Here is an 18847-nt window from a genome sequence, read left to right on the forward strand (position 1 = left end):
CCTAGTTCTGTGTCTGTTGGATCCGGTCGGCGGAAGCGCCCCCGGCCTCGTCTCCGGCCTCACCCCCGGCCCCATCGCCGGTCGTATCACCGGGTGCGGCCTCGTCCCCGCCCCCGGCCCCTCCCGGGCCCGGGCTCTCGCCTGAGGTCTCGCCCGAGGTCTCGTCCTGGGGCGGATCCTGCAGTTCCCGCCGGATGAGGATGATCCATCCGACCACCACGACGATGGTGAACACCCACCACTGGAAGGCGTAGGAGGCACTCATGCCCTGGTCCTCCTCGCGCAGGGCGAGGCGCTCGGGTGCCGGGTCGGGCACCGGGTCCTGCTCGATGAGCTCCGCGTAGCCGCCGTAGATCGGGTACGGCAGCTCGTCGGAGAGCCGCTCGATGTCGACGAACATGATCTGCCCCTCGGGCAGCCCACCGTGTTCGCGCAGACCGGTGTTCTCCTCCGTCTCACCGAACTGCAGACGCCCGGTCACCTCGATGGTGCCCTCCGGCACCGGGGGGACCTCCGGGGTGTCCTTCGCGGTCTCCCCGCGTTCGATCCACCCCCGGTTGACGAGCAGGGCGGTCCCGTCGTCGGTGACCAGCGGGGTGAGGACGTGGAACCCCACCCCTTGGGAGCCGTCTCGGTTGCGCAACAGCAACTGGTGGTCGGTGTCCCAGGTCCCCTCCGCCTGGACCGTGCGCCATCGGTCCTCGGGCGGGACATCACCGCCCACGGTGGCGAGTTCCTCCACCGGCACGGGCTCGGCCGCCACGTTGCCCTGTTGGAGGTCGACCGACGCGGCACGCTGCTCGGCACGGTCGAGCTGCCAGAACCCCAACCAGATGAAGGACGGGACGACCAGCAGGACGAGCGCGTGAAAGGCCAGCATGCGTCTGGAGAACAGGACTTTGAGCACGTCTTCGAGGTTATGAGACGACGGCGGCCGCGCCGCACCGCCCCCATGTCGGGAGCGGCACGGCGCGGCCGTGAGCGTGGATCCCTACCCGGGACGTGTCCTACTCCTCGTCGGCGGTGGCGGCGGCAGCCTTGCGCTTGCGGGCGAAGTACAGACCGGCGCCACCGGCCCCGACGGCGGCCAGGGCGGCGGCGACCAGGCCGCTCAGCGCGCTACCGGTGACGGCGAGCGCGGGGCCGTCGGCCTGGTCGGAGGGCGCGGGCTTGTCGTCGGAGGGCTGCTCCTCGCGCTCGTGCTCCTTCTCCGGGTCCTCCGGGGTCTCCTCGGGCTTCTCGGGCTCCTCTTCCGGGGTCTCCGGCTCTTCCTCGGGCTCCTCGGGGGTCTCCTCGCGCTCCTCCTCAGGGGTCTCCGGCTCGTCCTCGGAGATCGTCTCGACGCAGGAGGCCTCGGCCATGCCCAGGACGGAGACGGCGTTGCCGCAGATCTCGACCGCGGCGTCGACGGGAACGACGACCTGGTTGCCGCTGGCCACACCACCGGAACCGTCGGTGGAGACCTCGGACGCGCCCTCGTTGTCCGGGGAGGCGTGAATGATGTTGATGACGGTGGTGCAGCTGGCGCTGGAGGCGCCGAGGACCGCGACGGAGTTGCCGCAGATGTCGATGGCGGCGTCGACCGGCAGGACGATCTGGTTGCCGCTGGCCACACCACCGGAACCGTCGGTGGAGGCGTTGGTGCTCGGGGCGCCCTCCTCTTCCAGGACCTCGACGACGGAGGTGCAATCGGCCTCGGAGACACCGGCGACGGCGGCGGAGTTGCCGCACACGTCCAAGGCCGCGTCGACCGGGACCACGATCTGGTTGCCGCTGGCGATCCCACCGGAACCGTCGGTGGAGGCGGAGTGGCCACTGCTCTCGTAGAGGACCTCGGACACCTTGGTGCACTCGCCCTTGGAGATGCCCAGGATGGCGAGCGCGTTGCCGCACAGGTCGGCCTCGACGTCGACGGGGACGACCACCTGGTTTCCGCTGCCCACCCCGCCCGAGCCGTCGGTCTGGGCGTCGGCGAAGGCGGCACCGATCGGCGCCAGAACCAATCCGGCGGTCATTGCGGTGGCGAAGGAGTAACGGAGCGTGTTGCGCATAGTGCGGCTGGACCTTTCGAAAGACTGCCAGGGGATGCGCCGAGCGGAGCGCGAGGTTCGTGCGACCCGGTACCGACACCCGCGTCGTGGGCGCTCGGAAGGGTCACACGATGAGCGGGCCCGTCCACCACAGATCGATGGAACGACGGGATGGCCCATCTGTTCGTACAGGGGTGACGGTGACGCCCTTTCGGAGTTCGTTCCGTGGACAACCGCCAACGGACCGAAACGCTAGATCAGAACGGAGGGGAGTGCAGGACTTTTCCCAGAATTTCCCACGCCATCCACGATCACCCTCCATGCGCATTCGATCACAATTCGTCATTGTAGCTGTTCAGGGCTTGATCATGAGCCGCTCACCGGCACTCAGCACGGCCAGGAACCATCGATCAGAGGCGAAAACTTTTCTTCCGGATACCCCGAAAAAACACTAAGCAACTTAGTGGATTCACTCTTCGACCCTCACCGGAAGGCGCCTTAACCCGGATATGAACAATTGTCGGCAACATGCCTAATGCCCGAATAGCGCATATTTTCCGACTCCGTGCTGCGCAATCTTGAAAACCCCTCCCGGAAATCACTGGAAACGCTGGTCAGAGCACCTACGCTGACTCGTGATGGGCCTCTCACAAGTCATTCCCGTCCAACACCACAGCGGGGAACCGAGCACCATCCAGCCATGTCGGCCAACCGGATCCGGCGGGCGCACGTCCTTCATCTCAGCGGACATGCCCACAGATCCCCCCGTACTGGAGCATGCGATGAACCTCGAACACCCGCGTCCACACAAGCTCCGGGTCCTCGCGGTCGGCACCGCGACCCTGGCGTTCGCCCTCACCGCCGCCTGTTCCTCGGCAGACCAGAACACCTCGCCCGACGAGGGTGCCGTACCCCCCGGGGAAGGCACCGACGAACCCCAGGCGTCCACCGAGGAGGCGTCCGAGCCCTTCACCATCGCCTTCGGTGGCGACGTGATGTTCGAGGGCCTGCTCCTGCCCCGGCTCGACGACCCCTCGACCGCCCTCGACCCGATCTCCGAACGCCTCTCCGCCGCCGACCTGGCCATGGTCAACTTGGAGACCGCCGTCACCGAGGGCGGCACACCCGTCCCCGACAAGGACTATGTCTTCCGCGCCCCGGCGACCGCCCTGGAGGCGCTGGACCTGGCGGGTGTGGACGTGGCCACCGTCGCCAACAACCACGGCATGGACTACGGCGAGGACGGGCTCCTCGACACCCTGGACAACGGTGACGACTCCCCTGTCGCCCTCGTGGGCGCCGGCCACGACGCCGACGAGGCCTACGCCCCGCACGTCGCCGAGGTCAACGGCCAGAGCGTCGCCCTGTTCGGCGCCACGGACGTACTGGACGAAGAGCTCATCCCCGCGTGGACCGCGGGCGAGGACGAGCCCGGTCTGGCCACCACCAAGTACGAGATGAAGGACCGGTTGCTGGATGCGGTCACGGATGCCGCAGCCGAACACGACAACGTCGTCGTCTTCCTGCACTGGGGGCTGGAAGGTGCGCACTGTCCGCTCCCGCACGCCCCCGAACTGGCCGACGAGATCATCGACGCCGGCGCCGCCGCCGTGGTCGGCGGGCACGCGCACGTGTTGTCCCCGGGCGGGTTCCAGGGTGACGCCTACGTGCACTACGGCCTGAGCAACTTCGTGTTCTACAACTTCGAAGGCCCGACCGCCGAGACCGGGGTGCTCACCCTCACCTTCGACCAGGGCAATGTCCTGGAGGCCGGTTGGGCGCCCGCCCGGATCCAGGAAGGTGTGCCCGTTCCCTACGAGGACGAGGAGGCCGAACGGGCCCACCGAACGTGGGTGGACATGCGCGCCGACTGCGGACTCCCGCTCAGCGAATCCCCGGCCTGATCCCCGGCCCCGACCCGGTGCCCTCGATCAACGGCGTGAGTCCGTCCAGCAGGTGTTTCAGGCCGACCTCGAAGATCGCGTCGACGTCGGGCGGACCGGAGACACTGAACATGAGGGGGAAACGGCCCTCGGCGGCGTGACGCAGGAACTCCGGGGCCCGGGAGCGCCACCACTGATCGGCGTCCATCCCGAACTCGTGGTCCTCCAAGGCCACCCTCGTGGCTTGGAGGGCCATACCGGAGGTATAGGCCGATACGAAGGCGAGGACGTCCTGTGCCTCGTCGGCGGAGCGTCCCTGTCCGGTGATCACCTTCAGCATCCACTCGGCGTTCATCATCAGCCCCGGGGAGACGACCGCCCCGGCCATCATGGTCAGCCGCATGGCCCACGGGTGCTGCCGGTAGATCCTCCACTCCCCGACCAGGGCCAGTTCGAGGGCCTCCCGCCAGTCGGCGGGCGGTGGTTCGGGCAACGCGGCGTCGATGTAGACGCGGTCGATCATCGCCGTCATCAGCGCGCCCTTGCTCGCGACGTGGCGGTAGAGGGCCATCGTGCTCACCCGCAGCTCCGTGGAGACCCTGCGCATGGACAGCCCTTCGATGCCCTCGGCGTCGGCGACGGAGATCGCGGCCCGGACGATGACCTCGCGGGTGAGGGCGGGTTCGGTCTGGGAGCGGCGCTCACGTCGCCGTTCGGATTCACGCCTCGCCGACTCCGGATCCGACTCCGACTCCGACTCCGGATCCGGTACCGGTTCGGGAACCGAAGCGGGCGCGGAGGGCGACATCGGTTCCGGGTCGGGTCCGCCCCGCACGACGGTCCCGACCCCGCGTACCGCCTCCACCAGCCCTTCCCGGCGCAACGCCGTCAGCGCCTTGGTGGCGGTGGCCATGGCGACCCCCCACTCCCGGGTGATCTCCCGCGTGGAGGGAACCCGGTCGCCGGGCCGAAGCTCCCCCGAGTCGATACGCGCGCGGATGTCGACGAAGACCCGCGCGTAGGGCGGGAGCCCTCGTCCTGAAGTCGTGGACACAGCCGGCCCCTTTCGGCCACTCTTCGCTCGGACCGCAGAGTGTACTAGTGCGCATGCGATCGAGAAATGCCCCGGAGCACCCCTTCAAACCACGCCCACAAACCTCTTCCACCCCTAGTGCACTAGTACATCAACCTGCGATAACGCTGAAAAATGAGGGTTCACAGCGGCGCACATCCGTGTTTACCTTGTACGCATACGGTGCACCACCCACGAGGAACACACCCGTCGGCCGCGGGTGCGTACAACGTCCACCCAGCCGTGCAGGCCACGGCCCTCGGCCCTTCCGGAGCCCACCATGTCCCACACGTCCACGTCCAGGCCACCAGCCCCGGACACCACGGACCGCCCGCTGCCACTCGACCGCCGTTCCCTGGCCCCCGACCTGGCCCGTGGCGTCATGCTCCTGGTCATCGCGCTCGCCCACGCGCACCTGTTCACCCTCCTCATCGGTGGCCCCGAGAACCCGCTCACCATCGCGGACCGGATCACCGACGCGGGCACCATCATGTTCGTGGACCTGCGCGGTTACCCCATGTTCGCGGCACTGTTCGGATACGGACTCGCCCGGATCCACCACCGACGCGGCGAACGGGGACACGAATGGCGCCGGACCCGCGGCCTGCTGCGCCGGCGTGGCCTCTGGCTGATCGTCTTCGGCCTGGCGCACGCCGCCCTGCTCTTTCCCGGAGACATCCTGGCCGTCTACGGCCTGGTGGCGCTGCTCCTCGTCGGGGTACTGCGGTTCCGCGACCGGACGCTGGTGATCCTCGCGCTGGCCTGGCTGCCCGTGGCCGCCGCCGTCCACGCGCTGGTCGGCGCCGACGATGCCATGACAGGGGCCGGCCTGCCGCTGATGCCCGACGGCTTCGTGAACGAGCTCCTCTTCCGCCTGGAACTGTTCGCGATCCTCTTCGTGATGATGTTCATCAGCACGATCGTCCCGTTCCTGGTCGGGGTCCTGGCGGGCCGACACCGTGTCCTGGAACGGCCGCGCGAACACCTGCGGCTGCTGCGCGCGACCGCGTTCGTGGGCATCCCCCTGTCCGTTCTGGGCGGACTGCCCTTGGCTCTGGCCAAGGCTGGTGTGTGGACCGACGCGACCCCGTTGGACGTACTCGTCGTCACCCCGCTGCACCAGGTGACCGGATACGCGGGCGGCCTGGGATACGCGGCGCTCATCGCACTCATCGCCGCCCGTGCGACCGGACCACGAGGGCCGGTGACCGACGCCCTGGCCGCGCTCGGCCAACGCTCCATGACCTTCTACCTCGCCCAGTCGGTGGCGTGGGCGGTGCTGTTCTCCTCCTACACGCTCCACGTCCAGCACACGTCCCCGGCCGCCGGGGTGGGCATCGCCGTCGTGGTGTGGGCGGCCACCGTGCTGCTCGCCGACCTCATGCGCCGCCGGGACAAGCGCGGGCCGGCCGAGGTGGCGCTGCGCCGACTCACCTATGGGCCGTCCCGCTGAGACCGCGGGCCCGGGGGTGCCGGGCCCGCCCCCTCAGGACACCCCGTGCCGGGCGGCCACCGCGTCGATCTCCGCCAGCAGCGCACGCCGGCGCGCCGCGCCCAGGTAGGACGCCTCGACCCCGTTACGGGCCAGACGCACCAGCCCGGCGGCACCCAGCAGGTCGTGGGCGATGCGGTACTCACCGGTCAGGTCACTGCCGAACATCGTGGGGTCGTCGCTGTTGAGGGTGACCAACAGCCCCGCGTCGAACATGGCCGGCAGGGGGTGGTCCTCGATCCGCTCCACGGCGCGGGTCCGCAGATTGGAGGTGGGACTGACGTCGACGGGTAGTTGCTCGTCGACCAGACGGGCCACCAACTCCGAGTCCTTCATGGTGTCGATACCGTGCCCGATCCGCTCCGCCTTCAGGAGGTCCAGCGCCTCGCGGACCCGTACCGGACCGCCGTGCTCGCCCGCGTGCGGCAGGCTCGCCAGACCGGCCGCCCGGGCCCGTCCGAACACCTCCGCGTAGGGCTCCAACGGGGACTCCACACCGCCCACCCCGAAACCGACCACGCTCGACGGGCCGTCCCGGAGCACGGCCGCCACCGTGTTCTCGGCGGCCTCCAACCCGAAGTCCGCGGGAAAGTCGGGGATCCACCTGAGTTGGACACCGTGGTCGCGTTCGGCTTCGATCCGGGCCTGTTCGATGCCGTCGAACACCACCTTCGCCGGTACCCCGCGCATCAGGTGGGTGTACAGGCTCACGTGGACCTCCGCGTAGCGGACGTTCTGCGCGGCCAGTTCCTCGGCGACGACCGAGGTCAACAGCGCGAAGTCGGCTTCCTCGCGCAGAGTGCGCACCGACGCCAGATAGACCTCGATGAAGTGCGGGAAGTCGGTGAAGGCATACCAGCTTCGAAGCTCTTCGAGGGTGTCCGGGACACCGTCGACCCGATGGCGTTTCGCCAGTTCGAAGAGGGTCTCGGCGGGCATCGAACCTTCGAGGTGGACGTGGAGTTCCACCTTGGGCAGGTCATCGACGAGCGACCCGGCGAGGACGTGGGGATCCTGGGACATGGAGACAACCTCAGGGCATAGTGCGAATGCGGTCCGACTTCGCAACCTAGGGGACGACACCTTCGGACGACGGGTCGTCGAGACGGACCTGACGAAAGTTCGGGAACTCCGGGGTGGAGAACTGACTTCCGTGCATGGTGCGGGCGGCGTCCGAATTCGTAGTGTGAGCGCCATGACCTCCCCGCTCTGGAAAAACTCGTACGCCTCGGTTCCGTCCTCGGGTCCCACCTCGGGGCAGGTGGCCCAGGCCCGGCTCCGACTGCACGCTCAGCATCACCCGGTGGCCCACTCCGCTCTCTGGGGGGCCGGCGCCGGGGTCATCGCCCTTCTCCTCGCCGGGATGTTGACCGCCCCGAACCTGACCGATCCGGCCGGCGTCCCCGGCTGGGTCCTGGGCGCCGTCGCCATCATGACCCTGGCCGTCACCCTGTTGTCCGGACTGGCCGCGTACTCGATCCTGCGCGTGATGCCCGCGTCGCCCGAGACCGATCCAGTGCGATACGCCATCGCCCGACGCCAGGCGGCCTCCGGAGCACCGGGTCCGGATGAGCAGGTCAACCGGACCGCCCGACACATGATCGACCACCTCGTCTACGTGTCGAACCCGACCTACCGGTTCGTACCACTGCTGATCGCCGCGGCCGCCTTCGCCGTCCGCCCCCTGATCGACATGGCCGGCTCCGGGGCCGAGACCTGGACGCTGTTCGAGTTCGCTCCGGCCGCGCTCTTCATCGTGGGCATGGTCGTCATCGAGCCCCTGGCCGAGCGTGAGCAGACCGCCTGCGAATCCTTCCGCGAGCAGTACGACACCGAGTGAGCCGGTGGCCCGGGCCAAAGCCCGGGCCACCGTGCGTTCGGGGTCAGACCGACGGCGCTCCGCCGTTGACCTTCCTGGGTACACCGAGCGGGTTGCCGTCCCGCAGTTCGGCGGGCAGCAGGGTGTCCGGCACCGACTGGTAGGTGACCGGACGCAGGAACCGACGGATCGCGGTGGTGCCCACCGAAGTGTGCGAAGGCGCCGTCGTGGCGGGGTAGGGGCCGCCATGGGTCATGGCGTGCGTGACCGCCACACCAGTCGGCCACCCGTTCCAGATCACCCGACCCGCCACCGAGGCGCCCAAGGCCAGCAGGGCCGGCGCGATGGGGTCGTCCTCCTCACCGTGGACGGTGACGGTCAACTGTCCGTGCAGCGCGCCGCCCACCTCCAACAGTCGCTGCTCGTCGGGGTAGGTGACCACGAGTGTGGCCGGGCCGAAGCACTCGGTCAGCAAAGCCTCGGAGTGCTCCAGCAGGGAGTCCAGGTCGGTGCGCAGCAGGCTCGGCGACCATCCCTCATCGGTCTGTCGCCCCTGGACCAGCACCTCCGTGGCCGGGTGCCCCGACAGGTCGTCCAGCCCGCGCGAGTAGCCCTCCTCGACACGGTCGTTGAGCAACGGGGCCGCGGCACGGCCCTCAAGGTCGGTGACGAGGGCGTCCAGCTTCGCTCCCTCGGGGACGAACATCACCCCGGGCTTGGTGCAGAACTGGCCCGAACCCATCGTGGCCGAGCCCGCGTAGCCTTCCAGGACCTCGGTGCCGCGGACGGTCATGGCCGCGCGGGTCACGAAGACCGGGTTGACGCTGCCGAGCTCCCCGTAGAAGGGGATCGGGTCGGGGCGGGAGACCGCCAGGTCGTACAGGGCGCGCCCACCCGGGATGGACCCGGTGAAGCCGACCGCGCGGGTGAGCGGGTGGGTCACCGCTTGTTTCCCCGCCTCGAAGCCGACGACCAACGCGAACACCCCTTCGGGTGCGCCCGCGCCCTCAAGGGCCGCGACGACGACATCGGTAGTGCGGCGGGCCAGCTCCGGGTGGCCCGGGTGGGCCTTGACCACGACGGGGCAGCCCGCGGCCAGCGCCGAGGCGGTGTCTCCGCCGGCGGTGGAGAACGCGAAGGGGAAGTTGCTCGCCCCGAACACGACCACGGGGCCCAAGGGCACGAGGACGCGGCGCAGGTCCGGGCGGGGGGTGCCCCACTCCGGGTCCGCGGGGTCCACCATGGCCTCCAGGTATTCGCCCTGTTCCAGTGTGTCGGCGAACAGACGCAGCTGGAACGTGGTGCGGCCCAGTTCACCGCGGCAGCGTGCCTCGGGATAGTGCGACTCGGCCATCGCGACGGGGACCAGGTCCTCGGCGGCGGCGTCCAGGCCATCGGCGACCGCGCGCAGCATGCGGGCTCGGTCGGTGGGGGTGAGTGCGGCGAAGAGGGGCGCGGCGGCGGCAGCGCGCCCCATGACGGCGTCGAGTTCCTCCGCCGTGGTGTCGGGGATGTCCGTGGTCATGCCTGAACCTCCTGGAGGGGTGGATGTGCGGGCCCGGACCCACCATGCCATGCCTGGACTGCAAACGGTTGCAGAGGGGTCGCGCTCCGGAGCATGGGCCGAAGGGAGATCCACCCGCACGAACTCGTGACGCGACAATACGACTACCGACAGCGACATCAAGCGCGAGTATCGGACGAATGGGGCAAATTTCCCCTTACCCCACCGACCCGCCCCACCAGGAAGAACGAATGAATCACTCGAACCGGACAAGTGTCCGCACCGAACTTTGGAACGAAACTGGAATTTCTCCGGAACCAGGTGAATCCGAAAAGGCATCATAGGAGACGTGACGACCAATTCCCGAAGCTCAACCCCCCCGCGCGCGCGACGATCCTCGGAGCCGAACGACGGGACCGCTCTCCAGCGTGAGAGCCGTGGGCCCGCCAGAGTCGCCAACGACGAACTCGCGTTCGCGCAGGCCCCCCTACGCCGACTCCCGGCCCAGCAACGCAGTATGGTCCGGGTCCAGCGCATGCTCGACTGCTGCGCCGACCTCCTCGACGAGGTCGGCTACGACAACCTGTCCACCACACGGATCGCCGAACGGGCCGGCGTGGCCATCGGCTCCGTCTACCAGTTCTTCCCGGACAAGAAGGCGATCACCCAGGCACTCGGGCTACGCTTCCTCGACCAGTTCGGCACCCGGGTCACCGAACGACTCGCCGACGCCTCCTTCAGCCATTGGACCGGGGCCGCCGATACCATCATCGACGAGTACATCGACATGCACCGCAACGTGCCGGGCTTTCGCAGTCTCCACTTCGGCGACATCGTCGACCCCCGCCTGCTCAGCGGTGGCAGCGACAACAACCGGGTGATCTCGGTGCGCCTGCGCAAGATCATCGTGTCGGTCACCGGACTCCCCGACGACGACGAACTCGACAGAGCCGTCCACGTGTCCGTGGAAGCGGCGGACGCCGTTCTCAAACTCGCCTTCCGTGACAACCCCGAAGGCGACCCCGCGCTGGTGTACGAGGCCAAACGCCTGGTCAGCAGCTACCTGTCCCACTTCTCCGAACGTAACGGAGGCGACCATCCGTGGTAGTCGACGCGCCGGCCATGGAAGTACCGACAACCGGGACCGCCGCGGGCGTGCCCTTCCTCGCCCTGCCCCCGGCGGTGGCGGTCCCCGCACCGGCTCCGCTCGTCATCGGCCTGCACGCCTTCGAACCACCCCGCAGTGAATCCGCTCTCGCCGGGACCATCCCCATGGCGGCCCTCCCGGCCTGGCGGGTCTACCTCGGGCTGCCGCTGTTCGGCGCCCGACTGCCCGAGGGCGGCGTCACCGAGATCAACCAGCGCGGCGAACGCGACTACCTGGTCGAGCTCTTCGGCCCCGTAGTGGAGGAGGCCGCCGCCGAACTGCGCAAGGTCGACGCCGAACTCCGGTCGTCCCTGCCCGTCGCCGACACCCCGACCGGACTGGTCGGCGTCGGCGCCGGAGCCACCGCGGTGCTCTTGGCCCTCGCCGAGAACCGCCTCCCGGTCGGGGCCGCCGCGGTGGTCAATCCGATCGTCGACCCCACCCTGTTGATGGCGGCCCGTGAACGCCGTACGGGCACCCCCTACCGCTGGAACTCCCGGGCCCAACGCACCCGTGGCCGGCTGGACATGAGCGCACGCGCCCCGGAGATCACACGGAACCGCACCCCGCTGCTCATGGTCGGCGGAGGCGCGGACGAGGTGTCCCCACCCGACCACGGGCGAGCGTTCCACGACGACCTGGCGAGGCAGGCCGGCGGGGCCACCTACGGTCCCGGCCACGAGCATGCGCTCCGTCACATCGTGGTACCGGACCTGGCACATTCCATCGGCCCGGAGCCCGGCCTCGAACCGGGGCCGCTGACCCCGGCCGGGGTGCTGGCCGACCGGGCTCTGACCGAATGGTTCCACCGGCACCTGCCCACTTCCTCGCAGGTCCGGACGAATCCGGCACACTGAACGGCCACACCCCGGGGCCGGCCACGCCGAGAACACGGCCGCTCCCCGACATTCACCCGGGGCACGCCCGCCCCTTTCCCCCCGGCCGCCTCCCCGTCGTCGGCGCGACAGGTGGCACACGTTCCATGGGATCATCCAGTGGCGACCGCGCCAGCGGTCCCACCTGATCCGTTCATCCATCAGGAGGGCGAACCACGTGACGGAACCGGCACCGGTCTTTGCCAGCGGGGTCGACAACGAACGGCTGAACGCACAGCTGCGCTTCCTCCTGGAAGTGGACAAGCTCAAGCGCGTCCTACGCAGGAACCTGCTGGTGGACGGCTCTCGTCGGGAGAACTCCGCAGAACACTCCTGGCACCTGACCCTGTGCGCGCGGACCTTCGCCGAGTACGCACCCGAGGGCACCGACATCGACCGTGTCATCGAGATGCTCACCATCCACGACATCGTCGAGATCGACGCCGAGGACCCCTTCGTCTTCGAACACCACAGCGTCGAGTCCCGGACCGAGCGCGAACGGGCCGCCGCCGACCGGATCTTCCCCTTGCTGCCGCCAGACCAGGCCGAACTCGCCCGCGAGCTGTGGGAGGAGTTCGCTGCCCGGCGGACGTCGGAGGCACGCTTCGCCCGGGCCGTCGACCGCCTGGCCCCCATGCTCGCCAACTGGCACAACGAGGGCGGAGCCTGGGTGCGGTTCGGGGCCACCCGGTCCGAGGTCATGTCCGAGGTGAAGCTGATCGCGGAGGGTTCTTCGGCGCTGGGAGCGTACGCGACGGCGCTCGTCGACGACGCCGATCGCCGCGGCTACTTCAAGGGCTGAAGACTCCGCCCCGCCCCTGGAGATCTCGGGAGATCAGATCCGGCCCATGATGATCTGCGCGGCGGCGGACAGGCCGACGATCACGAGGACGACACGCAGTGCCGCCGGGCTGAGCCTGCGGCCGAAGTTCGCTCCCAGGTAGCCACCGACGATCGTCCCGGCCGCGAGGAGACCGACCACCGGCCACGCCGGTGAGGCGAACACGATGTAGAACACGGCCGCCGTGCTGTTGGCGATGGTGGCGAGGGCGTTCTTCAGGGCGTTGAGCCGCTGGATGTCGTCGTCCAGGGTGGCGCCCAACAGGCTCATGAGGATGATGCCCTGGGCGGCCGCGAAGTAGCCGCCATAGGTACCCGCGCCATAGGCGCCGACGGGCATCCAGACCCCGCCGTTCTTCTGGGCGGGCTTGCGCGCCCGGGCCCACTTGGTGATCTTCGGTTGGAAGACGATCAGCACGCAGGCGGCACCGATCATGAACGGCACCACCGACTCGAAGACCCCGGGCGGCAGGTAGACCAACAGCGTCGCGCCGGTGAGCGCGCCGAAGAAGGACATGACGCCGAACCTGAGCAGCCGTGTCCTCTGGCCCGCCAACTCACGCCGGTAGGCGATGGTGCCGCTGAGCGTCCCGGGGGCCAGGCCCACGCTGTTGGAGATGGTCGCGGTGATCGGTGGATAGCCCAGGGCCAGCAGCACGGGGAAGGTGAACAGGGTCCCGGATCCCGCGATCGCGTTGATGCCACCGGCCGCCATCCCCGCGAGGAGAATGGCAGCGGCCTCCCAGAGTTCCATCGCGCCGCTTTCCGCTCCGCAGTTCCCCGACCATCGAGGGCCCGAACAGACTACGAGACCCGGTCATCGGATGATCAGCTCGGGTGCGGCCTCGGCCGAACACCCCGCGCACACGAACTCCGGCACGCATGGGGCCCGGCACGCAAGAGGCCCCGCCGGAGGGGCGGGGCCGGAACACGGGGCGGCCGGTGACGTCCCGACTCAGGTCGGGGTCTTGACGACCTCGTTCTGGATGCGTTCGAAGGCGCTGCTCACGCCCTGGAGGGCCTGGCCCATCTCCGCCGGGACGATCCACACCTTGTTGGCGTCGCCCTTGGCGATCTCCGGGAGCTTCTGCAAATACTGGTAGGCCAGCACGTCCGGGTCGACCCGGCTGGTGTGCAGGGCCTTGAAGACCATGTGGATGGCGTCCGCCTCACCACGGGCCCGCAGGGTCTGGGCGTCGGCGTCGGCCTTGGCGGTCAGCATCTGCGCCTCGGCGCTACCCTTGGCCCGCAACACGGACGAGGAGCGTTCACCCTCGGCACGCAGCACGGCGGCCTGCTTCTCACCCTCCGCGCTGAGCAGCTGGGCCCGCTTCTCCCGGTCGGCGCGCATCTGCATCTCCATCGCCTCCTGTACGGAGGACGGTGGCTCGATGCCCTTGAGCTCGATCCGGCTGATCTCGATGCCCCAGTCCCGCGTCGCCTCGTCCAGGACGGACTTGAGCTCGCGGTTGATCTGGTCCCGGGAGGTGAGCGTGCCCTCCAGGTTCATGCCACCAATGACGTTGCGCAGGGTCGCCAGGGTGAGCTGTTCGACCGCCTGGATGAAGTTCGCGACCTCGTAGGTGGCCCGATAGGCGTCGATCACACGTATGTACACCGCGGAATCGACTTCGACCGCGAGGTTGTCCTCGGTGATCGCGGACTGCGGCGGGAAGCTGACGACCTGGACACGGCGGTCGATACGTTCACGCACCTGGTCGACACCGGGAATGACGATGTTGAAGCCCGAGCTGAGCGTTCGGTGGAACTTACCGAAACGCTCGACCACGTCTTCCATAGAGTGCGGAACGATACGCACACTGCGCCAGAAAATGATCAGCAGGACGGCGACGAAGAGTGCGACGATGATGATCGAGGTCACGGTTACCGGCCCTCCACCGTGTCGGGCCGGGTGACGGTGTTCAGTGACGGCATCTGGGGCGGCTCCGGATCTGCTGACGGGGGTGACAGGCAGCAAGGGAGCGGATCGGACCCTAGGTTGCCCGTCATAAAGCGCGCCGAAATAGAGCGATCCGCCCACTGTTCGACGACGCTACCCCATACCCATCCGGGACGACCACATCCGGACGGAAATAGGAATTACGGACCCTAGGATTTCTTCCATAAACACATCCCCAATCACTTCCGGCACAGAACCGCCCCGGGGCCACAACAGGCCACCGGGGCGATCGCGAAGAGAAGGGGTGAGGGAACAGGGTGGCGCCGAGGGTGATTTCCCTCAGACGGCGCGGGCCGACCAACGGTCACCGTCGCGCTCGACCTTCAACGCCAACCCGAAGGTCTCGCTCAGGTGCTCCGCGGTCATCACCTCGTCCAACGGCCCGGCCCGCATCACCCGGCCATCACGGACCAGCAGACCATGGGTGAATCCCGGCGGGATCTCCTCCACGTGGTGGGAGACCACGACCAGCGCCGGCGCGGCCTCGTTGCGCGCGAGCTTGCCCATACGACGCAGCAGGTCCTCGCGCCCACCCAGGTCCAGCCCGGCCGCGGGCTCGTCCAGGAGCAACAGTTCCGGGTTCGACATCAGCGCACGCGCGATCAGCACCCGTTTACGCTCGCCCTCGGACAGGGTGTGGAAGAAGCGATCCGCGAGCTCGCCCACCCCCCAGTGACCCAGCAGCGCACGGGCCCGCCCGTAGTCCGGAACCCCGTACTCCTCCCGGAACCGGCCCAGGTAGCCGTAGGCGGCACTGAGCACCAGGTCGAGGACGGAAGTGCCTTCCTCGATCCGGCCGGAGACGGAGGCGCCCGCGTAACCGATCAACGGCCGCAGCTCGAACACGTCCACTCCCCCGAGGTGCTCCCCGAGGATCTCCACCTTGCCCGCGGTGGGATACAGCTGACTGGAGGCCACGTTCAGCAGCGTCGTCTTACCCGCGCCGTTGGGACCGAGGATGACCCAGCGCTCACCTTCGCGCACCGACCAGTCCACGCCATCCAGCAGGTTCGCCCCGCCTCGTCGTACCGTGACCCCGTTCAGGCCCAGAACACGCCCGTCCATCATCCTCCTTCACTCACGTCCCACGCCGGTGCACGGGCCGCCCTACCCTGAAGCAATGCATTTGACGTCCGCACCACTCGTCGCCTGGGGCAACGCCTGGCTGTCGGGCCACGTCGGATTGGACGACGCCGTCGACGCCGTCGAACGTCGGGGCGGCCCCAACCTGATCGGGACAGTACCCCCAGGAGACCTGCCCTTCGACAGCGGCGTACCGCTGCGCACCTCACTGGTACGCCTCCGTGGCCTGGGGTTGTCCGCGTTCCGATTGGCGCTGCCCACCTGGGGTGACCCCTGCGGACTGATCGGCCCCGCCGAACTCAACCAGGCGGCGATCGAAGCTCGTGAGGGGGTGTTGGTTCAGCTCGCCGAACGACAGGTGGGGTTGGTGCCCTCCGCGGACCGACGTGGTTCATCTTACGTGGGCGTCTCCTGGGCCCCGTATCCGGCGAATGACGGCATACCTCAGGTTCCCGACCTGGCCGACGCCGAGCGACGACTCAAACTCACCTTGGTGCGGGTCGCCGAACAGCTTCAGGGAGTGGACGACGTGGCCTCCTTCGCCCCGGCCGTCCACCGCGCACTGGGGGACCTGGGCGACCCGGGCACCCCACCCCTCGCTCACGGGTACCCGCCACGCGCCCACCGGGTGGCGGCCCAGGCGGAACGGCTCGCCAAGGTGGTGTCGCTCGCCGAACCCGGCTCGGGACGCGGCATGAGCGCTCACCAGATCGAGCTGAGGGCCCAAGCCCTGCGGGAACTGGACGGTGTGGTGCGTCGCGCCCTGGTCGCCGCGCACGCGGCGATAGAACTGCCCTGAGGCCGGGGAGCGCCCCGACGGGTATGGCCCGGAGGATCCACCGGTGGGACCCTGGTGTCGGGGGCGGGGAGACTCCGGGACGAACCAGGGACGACACCTGATCCGGGAGCTCGTCGCACCCATCGATACTTGGGTGTGCGGCCGTTTCCGGGCCGACCCACCGAGGAGGAGAGCCGTCATCATGCAGCCCGATCACATCCGAGCTTCCGACGCGGACAGGGACCAGGTTGCCGAACGGCTTCGCGACGCACTGGCCGAGGGCCGCCTCAGCCCCGTCGAACACGAGGACCGCCTCGACACCCTCTACAAGGCCAAGACCCTCGGCGAGCTCGCCCCCATCGTGTCCGACCTTCCCGGTGCCTCGGCCGCGGGGATCCCGGGTCTGAGCCCCAAGGAGCGCGGCGACACCACCGACGGCATGGAGATACTGGGCCGCGACGCCCGCGACCTCGCCGGCCAGAGCAAGGGGTCGGAGAACCTGGTGGCGGTCTTCGGGGCCGCGGAACGCCGCGGACGCTGGCTCGTCGAGCCCCGCACCAACGTGTCGGTCCTCTGTGGCGGGGTCGAACTGGACCTGCGCGAGGCGGTGCTGAGCCGCCACGAGGTCACCATTCAGCTCGCCGTGATCCTCGGTGGAGTGGAGATCACCGTGCCGCACGGGGTGCGGGTGATCAACAACACGTCGGCGATCCTGGGCGGCACCGACCTCCACGGCACGGATCAGGTCACCGACCCCAACGCCCCGGTGGTACATCTGACCGGAACCTGCATGTTGGGCGGGGTCGACGTCAAGGCGAAGAAGGTCAAAAAGAATCGCAAGGGTAAGCGGGACAAGTGATCTGCCTCGCAACCGTCGGGCCCCTGAGACCCCCTTACCTGTCCACATAGTGGACTAGCTGCGAAAACCTCCTTCCCCGACCGTCACGTGCGTCTCCCGGCCGAGTACCGTGGACTACGCCATGAGTGATGAATCCACGTTGTTGGTAACGATGACCGGGCACGACCGTCCCGGGATCAGCGCACGCCTGCTGAGCACCCTTTCCGTCTTCCCGGTGACCATCGTCGACCTGGAACAGGTCGTTCTCGGTGGGCGCCTGGTGCTGGGGACCGTGCTCGAAGTCGATGAGAAGGTCGCCCCCGGGGTGAGCCACCATCGGGTCTACGAAGAGGTCCGATCGGCACTCGACAAGACCGCGATCGACCTCGATATGGACGTCGAGTACGCGGACGGGAACGGTCGGGTCAACGCCACCGGCGACGACCGCCTGCACGTCACCGTGCTGGCCTCCCCACTGCGCCCCGGAGCGCTGAGCGCCATCACCTCGTGTGTGGCCCGTTCCGGAGCCAACATCGACCGGATCGAGCGGTTGTCCGCCTACCCGGTCACCTCCGTGGAGATGGAGATCTCCGGAGGCAACGCCGACCAACTCCGTGCCGAACTGGCCATGGAGTCCGCCACCCAGGGCGTGGACGTCGCCGTGCAGGCCGGAGGCCTGCATCGACGCGGCAAGCACCTGGTCATCATGGACGTGGACTCCACCCTCATCCAGGGCGAGGTCATCGAGCTCCTGGCCGCCCACGCCGGCTGTGAGACCGAGGTCGCGAAGGTCACCGAGGAGGCCATGCGCGGCGAACTGGACTTCGAGGAGTCGCTCCGCCGCCGTGTCGCCCTCCTCAAGGGCTTGGACGCCTCCGCCATCGAGAAGGTGTGCGAGGAGATCCAGCTGACCCCCGGGGCCCGCACCCTGATTCGCACTCTCAAGCGCCTGGGTTACGAGTGCGGGATCGTCAGCGGTGGGTTCACCCAGATAACCGACGTCCTCGTGGAACGCCTGGACCTGGACTACTCCGCGGCCAACACCCTGGAGGTCGTCGACGGCATCATCACCGGCCGTCTGGTCGGTCCCATCATCGACCGCAAGGGCAAGGCCACCACCCTCCAGCAGTTCGCCGAGGAGGCCGGGGTCCCCCTCAATCAGACCGTGGCCATCGGTGACGGCGCCAACGACCTCGATATGCTCCAGACCGCGGGCCTGGGCGTCGCCTTCAACGCCAAGCCCGTCGTCCGCCGCCAGGCCGACACCTCGGTCAATGTGCCCTACTTGGACACCATCGCCTTCATCCTCGGTATCACCCGCGAGGAGATCGAAGCCGCCGACCTCGCCACCGACCCGATCGCCTGAGCGGTATCTCCGGGGCGGCCACCGTGAGGGGCCGCCCTCAGACACAAAAAAAGGGGGGCCGCCCCACAGGCAACCCCCCACACCCACAACCCACACACCCACCAACAACAAAAAAGAAAAGGGGCCCACCCTAAGGCAGACCCCTTTCCTAAGAAAAACC

Annotated in this window: 17 protein-coding genes; 9 read left to right on the forward strand and 8 right to left on the reverse strand. The window is 68.6% G+C overall.

What is annotated here, in order from left to right:
* Position 1: 1 nt before the first annotated feature.
* Both BQ8420_RS09915 and BQ8420_RS09920 read right to left on the reverse strand, forming a co-directional pair.
* The gene (locus BQ8420_RS09915; RefSeq protein ID WP_235006033.1) at positions 2 to 907 is read right to left on the reverse strand and encodes an SURF1 family protein; all 906 of its coding nucleotides are present in this window, start codon (positions 905 to 907) and stop codon (positions 2 to 4) included.
* A gap of 100 nt (positions 908 to 1007) precedes the next feature.
* On the reverse strand, positions 1008 to 2051 hold the full coding sequence (locus BQ8420_RS09920; protein ID WP_087097600.1) for a chaplin: 1044 nt from the start codon (positions 2049 to 2051) through the stop codon (positions 1008 to 1010).
* Positions 2052 to 2812: 761 nt separating this feature from the next.
* Between BQ8420_RS09920 and BQ8420_RS09925 the strand changes: the two genes are divergently transcribed.
* A complete protein-coding gene (locus BQ8420_RS09925) occupies positions 2813 to 3934 on the forward strand; it encodes a CapA family protein (RefSeq protein ID WP_087097602.1) in 1122 nt (373 codons plus the stop codon).
* Here the strand turns inward: BQ8420_RS09925 and BQ8420_RS09930 are convergent.
* Positions 3915 to 4967: a GntR family transcriptional regulator gene (locus BQ8420_RS09930; protein ID WP_087097604.1), complete on the reverse strand. Its 1053-nt coding sequence runs from the start codon at positions 4965 to 4967 to the stop codon at positions 3915 to 3917. The two genes, BQ8420_RS09925 and BQ8420_RS09930, sit on opposite strands and share 20 nt — an antisense overlap.
* A gap of 298 nt (positions 4968 to 5265) precedes the next feature.
* Here BQ8420_RS09930 and BQ8420_RS09935 point away from each other — a divergent pair, with 298 nt between their 5' ends.
* Positions 5266 to 6438, forward strand: coding sequence for a DUF418 domain-containing protein (locus BQ8420_RS09935; protein ID WP_087097606.1), 1173 nt, complete (start codon positions 5266 to 5268; stop codon positions 6436 to 6438).
* Positions 6439 to 6471: 33 nt separating this feature from the next.
* On the opposite strand, the gene add is transcribed toward BQ8420_RS09935, so the two are convergent.
* The gene (add, locus tag BQ8420_RS09940; protein ID WP_087097608.1) at positions 6472 to 7500 is read right to left on the reverse strand and encodes an adenosine deaminase; all 1029 of its coding nucleotides are present in this window, start codon (positions 7498 to 7500) and stop codon (positions 6472 to 6474) included.
* Positions 7501 to 7672: 172 nt separating this feature from the next.
* Here add and BQ8420_RS09945 point away from each other — a divergent pair, with 172 nt between their 5' ends.
* Positions 7673 to 8317: a hypothetical protein gene (locus BQ8420_RS09945; RefSeq protein WP_087097610.1), complete on the forward strand. Its 645-nt coding sequence runs from the start codon at positions 7673 to 7675 to the stop codon at positions 8315 to 8317.
* Between the two features lie 43 nt (positions 8318 to 8360).
* On the opposite strand, the gene BQ8420_RS09950 is transcribed toward BQ8420_RS09945, so the two are convergent.
* Positions 8361 to 9821: an aldehyde dehydrogenase (NADP(+)) gene (locus BQ8420_RS09950; RefSeq protein WP_087097612.1), complete on the reverse strand. Its 1461-nt coding sequence runs from the start codon at positions 9819 to 9821 to the stop codon at positions 8361 to 8363.
* 496 nt (positions 9822 to 10317) lie between these two features.
* On the opposite strand from BQ8420_RS09950, the gene BQ8420_RS09955 reads away from it, so the two are divergent.
* From BQ8420_RS09955 to BQ8420_RS09965, 3 genes are all read left to right on the forward strand, one after another.
* Positions 10318 to 10908, forward strand: a complete 591-nt coding sequence (locus BQ8420_RS09955; protein WP_087097614.1) for a TetR/AcrR family transcriptional regulator — start codon at positions 10318 to 10320, stop codon at positions 10906 to 10908.
* Positions 10902 to 11804, forward strand: coding sequence for a S9 family peptidase (locus BQ8420_RS09960; protein ID WP_200815877.1), 903 nt, complete (start codon positions 10902 to 10904; stop codon positions 11802 to 11804). Before BQ8420_RS09955 ends, BQ8420_RS09960 begins: the two co-directional genes overlap by 7 nt.
* Positions 11805 to 12000: 196 nt before the next feature.
* The gene (locus BQ8420_RS09965) at positions 12001 to 12624 is read left to right on the forward strand and encodes an HD family hydrolase (RefSeq protein ID WP_087097618.1); all 624 of its coding nucleotides are present in this window, start codon (positions 12001 to 12003) and stop codon (positions 12622 to 12624) included.
* Positions 12625 to 12657: 33 nt separating this feature from the next.
* Here the strand turns inward: BQ8420_RS09965 and BQ8420_RS09970 are convergent, their stop codons facing one another.
* From BQ8420_RS09970 to BQ8420_RS09980, 3 genes are all read right to left on the reverse strand, one after another.
* Positions 12658 to 13416 (reverse strand): sulfite exporter TauE/SafE family protein, encoded by a 759-nt coding sequence (locus tag BQ8420_RS09970; protein WP_087097620.1) that lies wholly within the window; start codon positions 13414 to 13416, stop codon positions 12658 to 12660.
* 201 nt (positions 13417 to 13617) lie between these two features.
* A complete protein-coding gene (locus BQ8420_RS09975) occupies positions 13618 to 14544 on the reverse strand; it encodes an SPFH domain-containing protein (RefSeq protein ID WP_087097622.1) in 927 nt (308 codons plus the stop codon).
* A gap of 357 nt (positions 14545 to 14901) precedes the next feature.
* Positions 14902 to 15687 (reverse strand): ABC transporter ATP-binding protein, encoded by a 786-nt coding sequence (locus BQ8420_RS09980; RefSeq protein WP_087097624.1) that lies wholly within the window; start codon positions 15685 to 15687, stop codon positions 14902 to 14904.
* 55 nt (positions 15688 to 15742) lie between these two features.
* On the opposite strand from BQ8420_RS09980, the gene BQ8420_RS09985 reads away from it, so the two are divergent.
* From BQ8420_RS09985 to serB, 3 genes are all read left to right on the forward strand, one after another.
* Positions 15743 to 16504 (forward strand): hypothetical protein, encoded by a 762-nt coding sequence (locus tag BQ8420_RS09985; RefSeq protein ID WP_087097626.1) that lies wholly within the window; start codon positions 15743 to 15745, stop codon positions 16502 to 16504.
* A 181-nt stretch (positions 16505 to 16685) separates the two neighbouring features.
* Positions 16686 to 17342: a DUF1707 domain-containing protein gene (locus BQ8420_RS09990; RefSeq protein ID WP_087097628.1), complete on the forward strand. Its 657-nt coding sequence runs from the start codon at positions 16686 to 16688 to the stop codon at positions 17340 to 17342.
* Positions 17343 to 17463: 121 nt separating this feature from the next.
* The gene (gene serB, locus BQ8420_RS09995; protein WP_087097630.1) at positions 17464 to 18687 is read left to right on the forward strand and encodes a phosphoserine phosphatase SerB; all 1224 of its coding nucleotides are present in this window, start codon (positions 17464 to 17466) and stop codon (positions 18685 to 18687) included.
* Positions 18688 to 18847: the final 160 nt, after the last annotated feature.

The sequence above is a fragment of the Nocardiopsis sp. JB363 genome, assembly GCF_900143625.1.
Lineage (GTDB): Bacteria > Actinomycetota > Actinomycetes > Streptosporangiales > Streptosporangiaceae > Nocardiopsis.